General features: G+C 48.9%; 11 protein-coding genes. 5 read left to right on the top strand and 6 right to left on the bottom strand.

The genetic code is table 11. The features are described from left to right. Positions 1-384: 384 nt before the first annotated feature. Positions 385-750 carry a hypothetical protein gene (locus tag AB1797_09545; GenBank protein ID MEW5767852.1) on the bottom strand — a complete coding sequence of 122 codons (366 nt, stop codon included), beginning with the start codon at positions 748-750 and terminating at the stop codon, positions 385-387. A gap of 23 nt (positions 751-773) precedes the next feature. On the opposite strand from AB1797_09545, the gene AB1797_09540 reads away from it, so the two are divergent. Both AB1797_09540 and AB1797_09535 read left to right on the top strand, forming a co-directional pair. After that, entirely contained in the window at positions 774-1,940 is a 1,167-nt protein-coding gene (locus tag AB1797_09540; GenBank protein MEW5767851.1) for a hypothetical protein, read from the top strand. A gap of 539 nt (positions 1,941-2,479) precedes the next feature. Then, positions 2,480-2,842, top strand: coding sequence for a response regulator (locus AB1797_09535; protein ID MEW5767850.1), 363 nt, complete (start codon positions 2,480-2,482; stop codon positions 2,840-2,842). On the opposite strand, the gene AB1797_09530 is transcribed toward AB1797_09535, so the two are convergent. The 3 genes from AB1797_09530 to mtnA form a co-directional block, all read right to left on the bottom strand. Next, positions 2,828-4,756 (bottom strand): 6-hydroxymethylpterin diphosphokinase MptE-like protein, encoded by a 1,929-nt coding sequence (locus AB1797_09530; protein MEW5767849.1) that lies wholly within the window; start codon positions 4,754-4,756, stop codon positions 2,828-2,830. The two genes, AB1797_09535 and AB1797_09530, sit on opposite strands and share 15 nt — an antisense overlap. A 61-nt stretch (positions 4,757-4,817) precedes the next feature. After that, entirely contained in the window at positions 4,818-6,143 is a 1,326-nt protein-coding gene (gene purB / locus AB1797_09525) for an adenylosuccinate lyase (protein ID MEW5767848.1), read from the bottom strand. Beyond that, entirely contained in the window at positions 6,140-7,183 is a 1,044-nt protein-coding gene (mtnA, locus tag AB1797_09520; protein ID MEW5767847.1) for an S-methyl-5-thioribose-1-phosphate isomerase, read from the bottom strand. The genes purB and mtnA overlap by 4 nt, the downstream gene beginning before the upstream one ends. 209 nt (positions 7,184-7,392) lie before the next feature. Between mtnA and AB1797_09515 the strand changes: the two genes are divergently transcribed. Genes AB1797_09515 through cutA form a run of 3 tightly spaced genes read left to right on the top strand, consistent with a single transcriptional unit; the run spans position 7,393 to position 10,027 of the window. Further along, the gene (locus AB1797_09515) at positions 7,393-8,682 is read left to right on the top strand and encodes a UDP-glucose/GDP-mannose dehydrogenase family protein (GenBank protein ID MEW5767846.1); all 1,290 of its coding nucleotides are present in this window, start codon (positions 7,393-7,395) and stop codon (positions 8,680-8,682) included. A 4-nt stretch (positions 8,683-8,686) separates the two neighbouring features. Next, positions 8,687-9,682 (top strand): GDP-mannose 4,6-dehydratase, encoded by a 996-nt coding sequence (locus tag AB1797_09510; protein ID MEW5767845.1) that lies wholly within the window; start codon positions 8,687-8,689, stop codon positions 9,680-9,682. A gap of 3 nt (positions 9,683-9,685) precedes the next feature. Beyond that, on the top strand, positions 9,686-10,027 hold the full coding sequence (cutA, locus tag AB1797_09505) for a divalent-cation tolerance protein CutA (GenBank protein ID MEW5767844.1): 342 nt from the start codon (positions 9,686-9,688) through the stop codon (positions 10,025-10,027). Positions 10,028-10,113: 86 nt separating this feature from the next. Here the strand turns inward: cutA and AB1797_09500 are convergent, their stop codons facing one another. Both AB1797_09500 and AB1797_09495 read right to left on the bottom strand, forming a co-directional pair. Further along, positions 10,114-10,866 (bottom strand): ribonuclease Z, encoded by a 753-nt coding sequence (locus AB1797_09500; protein MEW5767843.1) that lies wholly within the window; start codon positions 10,864-10,866, stop codon positions 10,114-10,116. A 6-nt stretch (positions 10,867-10,872) separates the two neighbouring features. Further along, the gene (locus tag AB1797_09495) at positions 10,873-11,037 is read right to left on the bottom strand and encodes a hypothetical protein (GenBank protein ID MEW5767842.1); all 165 of its coding nucleotides are present in this window, start codon (positions 11,035-11,037) and stop codon (positions 10,873-10,875) included. Positions 11,038-11,068: the final 31 nt, after the last annotated feature.

Raw genomic sequence — 11,068 nt, 5'->3', positions numbered from 1 at the left:
CCTTGCGACCTGTAGTGAGCTTTTAGCCCCGTAGGGGCGATATATTTATAGCGAGATGCCAACCCTTACATCTCAAGCCCCGTAGGGGCGATATATGTAAAAACATATCGCTCCTACGGAGCTTTAATATACGGTTGTGCCTGGGGAACTATAAATATTCCGCCCCGCTGGGGCTATTGTCGATAATTTTTAGAGCCTATCCCAAAACCTCTCCCGTGTGACCAGAAGCCAAGTTTCTTCAAGAAACCAGGTTTCTATCGCGGAGGTTCTGGGATAGGTCATTAGTCGCAAGCTTTCACAGCAAGGTGAACCGTCCCGATAATTCTTTAATCTTTGTGTCTTAGTGTCTTTGTGGCTGAACACTTACAACTGATCATATCTGGTCTACAAGAGAGCTTTTGACTTGCAGAATTCCACCATAAATTTCAACAATGTGGGGACATTAAGCCCCTTTGGATTCAGTATAGTCATGTTGAGTGCAGCATAGCCGCAACTCGATGCTTGATACTCGATGCTCGATACTCGAGGCTCGATGCTTGATACTCGATGTTTGATACTCGAGGCTTGATACTCGATGCTTGATACTCGAGGCTCGATGCTCGATGCTCGATGCTTGATACTCGATGTTTGATACTCGATGCTTGATACTCGATGCTCGAGGCTCGAGGCTTGATACTCGATGCTTGATACTCGAGGCTCGATGCTGATAAAGGATCTAGTATCCAGTATCGAGCATCGAGTATCGAGCATCGAGTATCGGTTACCGATAGTTTGTGGAAGCCAAACTTCCAATGAAATCCGAAACTCGAAACCCGAAACTCAAAACTCGAATGATACTCACCATCTTATTCCCCCTCCTTTGGTGGGGGGAAGTAAGAGCCGCTGACTTAATCCAAACTCCCCTGGAAAATCTATCAGGGGAGATAATAACTACAAAACTCGACGACCCGCAAGCGGGTGCCCCGAACTCGAAACTCGAAACTCTATCGGATACACCCTCTGTCAATACAACTACCCAGCCGGCTTTGCTCATAACCGAGGTCAGCTTTAAAAACCCCAAGGGGTGCAAGACCTGTGGCTGGGGAGATTGGATTGAAATATATTGCGCCGGCGAGGCGGGAACAAAGTTAGACCTTTCCGGATACAGGATCGAAGTCGGCTGGGAATCCGTAAAGACTATTGCCCCGGGAACGAAAATCAAAGCGGGGGAATATCTGGTTCTTAATCGCGGGTTCTTTCTTGATAAAAAGAAGGCCGATAATGGTGGGCTTAGCCTCTTTAACCCGGATATGGAATTACTGGAAACCGACTCTCAGGTAATCCTCTATGACAGGAAAGGCCGGATATGTGATGCCGTCTGCTGGGCTGATCAGGATGCCACATGGACGGCCGCCAATATTGAACGGGTAAGTTCTATGATCGAGGCCGGTCAGTGGATAATGAGTTTGGACAAACCCGATCAGTCGGACTGCTTTTCGAGTCAATTATTAAAACCCGGTGAGAGCCTGGTCAGGAAGAAGGGTATTGATACTCAAACAAAAGACGACTGGGAGATAGATTCAACGCCTACAATGGGCCGAAATAATGAGAGCCTGCCTCTTCCGGTCAAGATCAAAGATCCGAAGGTTTCAGAAGGCACTTTCTATATAGATGGAAGCGACCCTAAGCGGGCAGTAACCGAGATCGTCTTTTATCTGAATATCCCGGCTAAGACTGACCTTCAGGTCTATGACCGGGAGGGGAATATCCGAAAGACACTGCTAAAAGACCAATATCTCTTTAGCGGGAAGAACAGCATCGTCTGGGACGGAACCAATGATAGGGGAAAACCTGTGGCCATGGGGGACTATATCTGTCACCTGAAAGTGAAAGACCCCATCTCTATAACCGAAGACGAGGTGGCACTTAATGTGGTGGCAGCCGTTAAAATAAAGCGCTGAGGGCTAAGGGACCTTTGTAATCGTTCACCACAGAGACACAGAGGCACGGAGAATGATTTTAGAAAAAGCACTTACAGAGCAAATAATTGGGTCAGCAATATGAAGTTTTTGCGTGGTCTAAATTTTGAAGGACAAAGACCTCATTAAGAGATTTGTCCTTTAGATCTTTCGTATCTACTCAAAATCAAGTTAAAAAAGTAAGCTCATTACAGATTATAGTGCTATGGGTTAAGTTTCATCTCCTTTTGTACCGACAGCGTCGGCATAAAAGCTTCCCTTCCCTTGATGCTTATCCTTACCCACAAATTGGGTAAAAGGATGGGGTAAACAAGAGCCTGCCTTGATGAAAATCAAGGATAAACCACGAAGAGCACGAAGGACACGAAGAAAAAATTACGACCTGTGTCTTCGTGCCTTGGTGGCTGAACGGTTACGACTTTCAGTATCCCTCCTTTTTTTGAATCAAGTGGCAAGGGGAAATTTAAAAAGTGCTTGCTTTTTAGCCCCGAATATGCTATAAATAGCGAGAGGAGGATAGAATGGCCCGGATTTTAGTCGTTGATGATGAGGAGGATGTGACTGAACTCCTGGGGGCAGCCTTAGAATCTGAGGGCTATCAATTCGAAGCGGCCCTTAATGCTGAAGAGGCTATCCAGAAAATCAAAGAAACCGCCTTTGATCTGGTCCTCTTAGATATCCGGCTGCCCCAGATGAATGGGGTGAATATTTTTTTGAAACTCAAGGGAATTGACCCGGCGATTAAGGTCATTATGATGTCCGCCTTCCCGGTTAGTGATCTGATTGAGCAAGCTCTTCAAGAAGGGGCTTACGGCTGTCTCCATAAGCCCTTTGAGTTTAAAAAGGCTCTCGAATTGGTGAAGCAAGTCTTATCTGTAACTTAGCCACGAATTAACCCACCCGCTTAACTGCCGGATTAATTCCCCACTCATCCTTTCTATCTCGCCAAAGAAAGATTGATAAGTTTGGGCCTTATTCGAATTTACTCGATCTGATCCTGGCTCGAATTGAGACAGCAATGATTCTATTTGCCAGCGGTAAAGGGCAAAAAAATTGGGTTGAGTCACTATGTCCTGATAGAGTATCAGCAGACGAGCCATAATTTGCTGCACCCGGGGAGACCACTCTTGACCTTGAGTGGTTAAGGCGCTGATTAGAGATTCAGTCATCCTGACCCCCTGACCGGCCAGGAGATTAATCCTCTGGGTCTCTTCGGACAGGTCAGCTAAAGCGGATTTTAAGGGAGTCAAAGGAGGCGGATGATACCCTGCCTGAATGTCCGTTAAGACCCCTTTTACTTCTACTGTCTCAGCAGAGTAAGCCGCTAGGGCTGATTTAAGGTCCATAACCTCGGCGCCCCTGATCTTTGCCCCTCCTTGGGTGGCATTAATACATCTCACTCCGGCGGCGGTGATTCTTGATTCTATCCATCGCCGCCAGGCATTAAATCTGGGAGAACTTATCACCATGTACCCATCGTTAGCCTCCACCCACACTATCCTCTCCGGGGTCATCGTCCAGGACTCCAACCAGTAAAGCCAGTTAGCCATTGGCTCTCCCGGACAGGTGTCTTCCAACCATACCCCTGTTTTATAAGCCACGAGTTTCCTTTTTCGCTGGCGGCAAAAATTTTCATACATAGATACCAGCTTGGGAAAGGGGGCTAACTTTTCAAGTATCCGCTGGCTTTGTTCTAATATATCACGTTCGGTTTCGGCCAGGAAGGTTTCATCAACTTCAAATTTAGCCTCTGAGGTATGGAATCTCCCTTCAGAAAAGGCCAGGTCAAGGCCGACAAAGATGATGGGGTCACCCCCCAATTTTCTGGCCAAATCAAAAGCCGTGGTGGCGACTGATCCCCCCACGCTGGTTTCCCCTTTGGAACCGATGAACTGTTCTAACCATTGCATTAGGGGATTTCCATATCCTCCGATAAAGATAGGTCCCTTAAAATCGGTCAGGATAGCCGGATAGGTTACCGCATCGGCCGCTAAGGCCATCCCTGAAGTGTCCAGACCTGCAAAATGGCGGTAATTCGCCTCTCCGGCGTCAATGGCTACCACTAAATCCGGTTGAATGTTATTAGTCAGAAGTGTCCTTAAGGCCGTATCCACACAGACAATTACCGCTTTCCCTTTTGCCTGGGTTAGCCACTTGACGTTTTGGTCCAGAGAAGGCCCGGCGCCGCAAATTATGACCGGCTTGCTTTTAAATCTCCCGAAGAGGGTATTCCAACCTGGTCTCTCGATGATGCTCTTCAAGTTAGCCAGGATATTATGCTGCCATATCCTGGCAAAACGCTGCAGGGTAGCCAGATTTTTGGCCGCCGTATCTATCACCTCAGCCAGATTTTTCCTGACGATCCGGAAGTATTCAGGAAAGGAGGCAAGGGCAATTGGATCTTCTATTATCCGGATGTCTCGGTTAGTCAAGAGGCCGTAGTAAGCTTCCAGTCGCCGGGCGGCCACCTGCTCAGGTGGCTGGCCTACCGCCAGGATAAGGCGGTCTTCTTTGAACCCAGGGGAAAAATCAAACTCGGTGAGAAAGGTCTTAAAGCGGCCCAGGTCAGGTTCAATAACCAGAATGAGGATATTAGTCGTGCTTTTGGCTACCAACTCCAGCACGTGGAGACCAAAACCAAAAACAACCAGGGTGTCTACTTCTGAGAAGTTCACTCCTTCAGGTAAAGGGGATTTGGTAAGCTCAAAGCCGACAATTGGTTCGACCTCAGCCAACCGCTGGGCTAAATCCGGGTCCTTCTCTTTAAGGAGAGTCAGGTTGTTCTGATAGTAATTCATCGCGAGGCCTCCAGCCGCCACCAAACGAGAATAAGTTTCGAGTTTCGGGTTCGGGGGGTCGTCAAGTTAGAGATTTCGCCCTTTCTTGTTGTGGTTCACACCCCACCCGCTTAAGGATTAATTCGACATTCCGCAGGTAGTAATTCAAGTCAAAGCAGGCCGAGATCTCTTCCTGACTCATCCAGTTTGAAATCTCTTTATCTTCCAGGAGCAGCGATTGGAAGTCCTTTTCTCCCTCCCAGACCTGCATGGCATTTCTTTGCACCAGCCGGTAGGCCTCCTCTCGTGAAAGCCCCTTTTGAGTTAATTCCAGCAAGATTCGCTGAGAAAAGATAAGCCCCTGGGTGGCCTCCAGATTCTGTTTCATCCTGTCCGGATAAACCGAGAGGTTTTCCATTAGGGTCGTAAATTTGTCCAGCATATAATCGATGAGGATAGTGGAATCAGGGATGATGATCCGTTCTACTGAGGAATGGCTAATATCCCTCTCGTGCCAGAGGGCCATATCCTCTAAGGCCGCCAGGCAATTACCTCTAAGGACACGGGCTAACCCCGAGACCCGTTCGGCCGTGATCGGATTACGCTTGTGGGGCATAGCGGATGAACCCTTCTGCCCAGTTCCAAACCCCTCTTCTACCTCCCGGATCTCTGTCCGTTGCAGGTTTCTAATCTCCGTGGCAAATTTCTCCAAAGAGCCGCCTAAGATAGCCAGGGTGGTCATAAAATGGGCCAGGCGGTCTCTTTGTAAGACCTGAGTGGATACCGGCGCCGGGGTGAGACCCAGCTTTTCACAGACATACTTCTCTACGTAAGGATCAAGGTGCACAAAGGTGCCCACTGCCCCGGAGAGTTTACCCACGGAGATGGTTTTGATGGCCTCCTCCAGCCGGATTAAGTCCCGCCGGCATTCATCCCACCAGAGGGCCATCTTAAGCCCAAAGGTGAGCGGCTCTGCATGCACCCCATGGGTTCGGCCGATCATAACCGTGTCTTGGTATTGCCCGGCCAAACCAGCCAGGACATCCATTAGCCTTTTTAAACCTTTCAGGATCAATTCACCGGCCTCTTTTGTCCTCAAGAAGAGGCAGGTATCTCCCACATCAGAGGAGGTAAGTCCCAGGTGAATATACCGTGATTCAGGCCCCACATTTTCCGCCACACTGGTCAGGAAGGCAATGACATCGTGACGGGTCTCCCGCTCGATCTCCTCAATCCGCTTTACATCAAAGGCAGCTTTTTCTTTTATGACTCTGAGGGCCTCAGCCGGGATATGTCCCAACTCGGCCTGGGCCTCACAGGCCAGTATCTCGATTTCTAATGTCCTGGCCCATTTGTTCTCTTCAGACCAGATGGCCTTCATCCGAGGACGACTGTAGCGTTCAATCATTCTTTCTCCTCCTTAAACAGCCTGGCCAGGCTCTCCTGATAGGGCGGCCTGGCGATGCCTTCCTCAGTAATAATGGCCGTAATGTATCTGGCCGGTGTGACATCAAAGGCCGGGGAATAGACCTTGACCCCGTAAGGCGCTATCCGTTTCCCAAAACCCTCGGTTACTTCTTCAGAACACCTCTCTTCAATGGGTATCTGAGCGCCATCCTTGATCTCCAGGTCAATAGTCGAAAGAGGCGCCGCCACGTAAAAAGGGAGCCCATGCTCTTTAGCCAGGATAGCCACCCCATAAGTCCCAATCTTGTTGGCCGTATCCCCATTGGCGGCGATTCGGTCAGCCCCGGTAATGACTAAATTAATCTTGCCTTCTTTCATTACCTGAGCGGCCATATTGTCGCAAATCAAGGTAACCTCTATGCCGGTCTCCTGAAGTTCCCAGGCCGTAAGTCGTGCCCCCTGGAGCAGAGGCCTGGTTTCATCAGCAAAGACCTTCACCCTTTTGCCTTGCTGATGGGCCACATATATCACTCCCAGAGCCGTTCCCATCCCACCGGTAGCCAGGGCGCCAGCATTACAGTGGGTAAGGATAGTATCTCCATCCCGGATTAAGCCGGCCCCCAATTCCCCCATCTTTTGACATCGCCTTTTATCATCATAATGGATATGGATGGCCTCTTCCTCCAGCGACCTCTTTATTTGCTCCACATCTTCGTGCTTATGTCTTTCAAGGGTCTGCTTCATCCGGTTTAATGCCCAGAATAGGTTGACCGCGGTGGGCCGGGTAAAAGCCAGTAAATCAATCACCTCGTTGAGTTCAGACTCTAATTCTTGATAATCTTTGGCCCGGCTATTTTTAAGGCCCAAGACCACCCCATAAGCGGCCGCTACGCCGAGAGCCGGCGCTCCCCGGACGACCAGGGCCTTTATGGCCTTGGCTAACTCTTCCGGAGCACTACAGGATAAATAAACCGATTCCATCGGCAGCCGGGTCTGATCAATCAGCTTAAGAATACCATCCTCCCATTTGATGGTTTCTATTGATGGCGGACTTATACCTTTGGGTGTTTTTACCACTATTTCGACCTCCTCAATTTTCCTAAAATATAACACTGATTGTGGAGGCGGTCAAGAAAAATGTTGACATTTGAACATAAAAGGGTTATAATCGACCCTTAGTGGAGAGGGGAGAGTGGAGACCTTTCAGTTCTCAACCCTCAGCTCTCAATTTATATTAGAGGAGGAACGCCGTGAAGATTTCAGTGATTGGCACAGGTTATGTGGGGTTAGTTACCGGGGCCTGTTTTGCTGAATTAGGCCACAAAGTCCTCTGTGTGGACAGCAATCAGGAGAAGATCGCCAAACTTAAGGAAGGGGTTATCCCCATTTATGAACCGGGCTTGGCTGAGATGGTAAAGCATAATATGTCAGCCGGGAGGCTTTCCTTCTCGACCTCAGTAAAAGAGGGAGTAGATAAAGCTACGGTTATTTTTATCTGTGTTCATACCCCCCCTCTACCCAGCGGAGAGGCAGACCTGTCCTTTGTGGAGAAAGTCAGCCGGCAAATCGCCATGGATATGACTGATTATAAGGTTATTGTGGATAAAAGCACTGTTCCGGTAGAGACCGGAGAAAGGGTAGCCCATACGATTCGATTAAACAATATTCATCACATTGACTTTGATGTGGTTTCCAATCCTGAATTTTTAAGGGAGGGATCAGCTATCAGCGACTCTATGCATCCTGACAGGATCGTAATTGGGGTAACCAGCGACCGAGCGGCCGATATTATGAGGGAACTTTACACCCCCTTAGATGCCCCGGTCATTGTTACTGACATCCGGAGCGCTGAGATTATTAAACATGCTTCTAATGCCTTTTTGGCCACCAAGATATCCTTTGCCAATGCCTTGGCCAATATCTGTGAGGCGGCCCGGGCCGATGTCACCATGGTAACTGAAGGTATGGGGCTTGACAAGCGGATCGGCAAGTCTTTTCTGAATGCCGGTATTGGCTATGGCGGCTCGTGTTTTCCTAAAGACGTGGCGGCCTTTATCAAGATGGCTGAAAGATACGGGTATGATTTTAACCTTTTAAAAATAGTAGAAGAGATAAACACCGGCCAGCGAGTCCATTTTGTGAATAAGATTAGAGAGGCCCTCTGGATACTTAATGAGAAAACTATCGGCATCCTGGGCCTGGCCTTTAAACCGAACACCGATGATATGAGGAATGCCCCCTCCAGAGACATTATATCCGCCCTTCAGAAAGAAGGCGCCAATATAAAGGCCTATGACCCGGTAGCTGTCCCGGTGGCCAGGCATATTTTAAAAGATGTAACTTACTGTCAGAACCCCTATGAGGTAGCCGAAGGATGTGACTGCCTGGCCGTGCTTACCGAATGGGAGGAATTTAGGGATTTGGATATGATCCGCCTTAGGGAACTGCTTAAAAGGCCTCTTATTATCGATGGTCGAAATATGTATGATCCCCGGCAGATGGCCGAAGCCGGCCTGGAATATATTGGCATGGGGAGGTAAGACGGTGAAGAATCTTATTACGGGCGGGGCAGGCTTTGTTGGTTCTCATTTAACGGAAACGCTGTTGGCCAGGGGAGAAGAGGTAACCATAATAGATGATCTCTCTACGGGAGATATTCGTAATATCCTTCACTTAGAATCGAACCCAAGATTTACCGCCGTCATAGATACTATTATGAAAGGATCCCTGGTAGAAGAGTTGGTCAAGGAGTGTAACATAGTCTATCATCTGGCCGCCGCCGTGGGCGTTAAGTTTGTGGTGGAGAAACCTCTGGAATCGATTCAAATCAACGTCAAAGGGACCGAGATCATCCTTGAGGCGGCCAATCGGAGACGAAAAAAGGTCGTTATTACCTCGACTTCTGAAATATATGGAAAAGGGGGGAAGGATGCTTTCTGTGAAAATGACGATATGACGCTTGGTCCCACTACCAGCCACCGCTGGAGTTATGCCCTTTCTAAGGGATTAGATGAAATCCTGGGCCTGACTTATTACCGGGAAAAGTCCCTCCCCGTGGTTATTGCCCGGCTCTTTAATACCTGTGGGCCTCGGCAGCGGGGAAGATACGGGATGGTTATCCCCAGATTCGTCCAGCAAGCCCTGACAGAACAGCCGATAACCGTGTATGGCACCGGTAAACAAAAACGATGTTTTGCTTATGTGGGTGATGTGGTGGAGGCCCTTATCACGTTAGCCCATAAACCGGAAGCGGAAGGAGAAATCTTCAATATAGGCAATGACGAAGAAATCAGCATAGAAGACCTGGCTCGCCTGGTTAAGGAATTAACCGGCAGTCCTTCTCCCATAGCTTATATCCCTTACGATGATGCCTATGAATATGGGTTTGAGGATATGATCAAACGGGCGCCGGACCTGACTAAGATCAGGAATCTAATCGGATATTCGCCTAAGGTTCACCTAAAAGAGCTTCTGGAGCGAGTGATTGCGTATTACCGGTCCCGGGGTTTGGGGCAGCCCGGGCACGAAGAATTACTTTAAGTTATGAAAGGATACGTAGTTATTCTTGTTACAGTCTCCTCCTCAGAGGAAGCCGAGAAAATTGCTCAATCCCTGGTAGAGGGGAAATTGGCCGCCTGTGTTAATATCATTCCTGGTCTGACCTCTATCTTTCTATGGGAAGGCAAAATAGACCGGGCCGCCGAATTCCTTCTGGTTATTAAGACCCGAGAGGAAAGAATGAAGGAGGTAATCAAGACGGTTAAGGACCTTCATTCTTACCGTGTCCCCGAGATAATTGCCCTGCCTATCGTGAGTGGTAGTGAAGATTACCTCAAGTGGATGGATGAATCTACTCAGGTGGATAGGCTGAAGGCTGAAGACTGAAGGCTGAAGGCTGAAGACATTCGCAATCCGCAATTCGCGATTCGCAATCCGCAATCCGCAATCTGCAATCCGCAATCCGCAATTTGTTACGCCTCTATCTTCAACCTATCTGAGGCGATAACAATCTCCCCCTGATATTCTTTCTGACACTGGGCCAGGATGTCAACTCGGTCGCACTCCGGATAAAAGTGGGTGAGGAGCAATCGCGGGCAATTAGCCTCCCTGGCTACTTGGCCGGCCAGACCAGGCGTAAGATGCCCGGCCACTTTAGTTTCGTCCGGAAAGGCTGATTCTAAGATAAGCAGATCAGCTTCCCTGGCCAGTTCGACTAACGCCAGGCCGTAATCGGTATCACCAGAGTAGACGACCACCTTACCCTCTTGATCTTCTAACCGATATCCCACAGACGGTTCTGCATGAGGGAGAGACCGGGCAGTGATCTTCCAATTTGGCTCAATAATAGGCGCTTCTTTTATCTCTCTTATCTCCAGCTCATATAAGTCAGAGACGATCTGGGGCCCATACAGGTCAAGCAAACGGAGGTAAAACCCGCTAAATCCCTCTGGCCCGGTCAGCACCAGCTTCTTTCGTCTGGGGGAGGATGGACTTTTGGCGGCAAACAAAAATGGGGCCAGATCAGCGATATGATCCACATGGAAGTGAGTATAGAAGATATGGCCCGGGGTATGGTAGTCACAGCCTAAATGCTGCATCTGCCTGAGTGTCCCCGGACCGGTGTCAAAAAGCAAATATTCTCCGGCCGTGATTATCATCAAAGCCGGCGAGGCCCTCTTAAGCGAGGGAACCCCCGTTCCGCTGCCAATGATTATTATCTCCATTTCGTGTCACTGTTCAGCCACCAAGCCACTCCGATTAGGGGCTGAGCAGATACCATTTCGCCTCCATTTATAGGCGTAACCGTTCAGCACATGATGCTGGATGCTCGATGCTCGATCCTCGATGCTCGATCTTCGATGCTGGTAAAGGATCCAGTATCCAGGATCGAGCATCGAGCATCGAGTTTGTGCCTTAGTGGCTGAA

The organism is bacterium (genome assembly GCA_040753085.1).
Taxonomy (GTDB): Bacteria; UBA9089; JASEGY01; order JASEGY01; family JASEGY01; genus JASEGY01.
This window is presented reverse-complemented; position numbering and strand designations above follow the sequence as displayed.

Coding starts and splice junctions, on each gene's coding strand:
- AB1797_09545 (MEW5767852.1), bottom strand. CDS start 750: ATGCTCGATACTCGATGCTCGATACTGGATACTAGATCCTTTATCAGC.
- AB1797_09535 (MEW5767850.1), top strand. CDS start 2,480: ATGGCCCGGATTTTAGTCGTTGATGATGAGGAGGATGTGACTGAACTC.
- AB1797_09530 (MEW5767849.1), bottom strand. CDS start 4,756: ATGAATTACTATCAGAACAACCTGACTCTCCTTAAAGAGAAGGACCCG.
- purB (MEW5767848.1), bottom strand. CDS start 6,143: ATGATTGAACGCTACAGTCGTCCTCGGATGAAGGCCATCTGGTCTGAA.
- cutA (MEW5767844.1), top strand. CDS start 9,686: ATGAAAGGATACGTAGTTATTCTTGTTACAGTCTCCTCCTCAGAGGAA.
- AB1797_09500 (MEW5767843.1), bottom strand. CDS start 10,866: ATGGAGATAATAATCATTGGCAGCGGAACGGGGGTTCCCTCGCTTAAG.
- AB1797_09495 (MEW5767842.1), bottom strand. CDS start 11,037: ATGCTCGATCCTGGATACTGGATCCTTTACCAGCATCGAAGATCGAGC.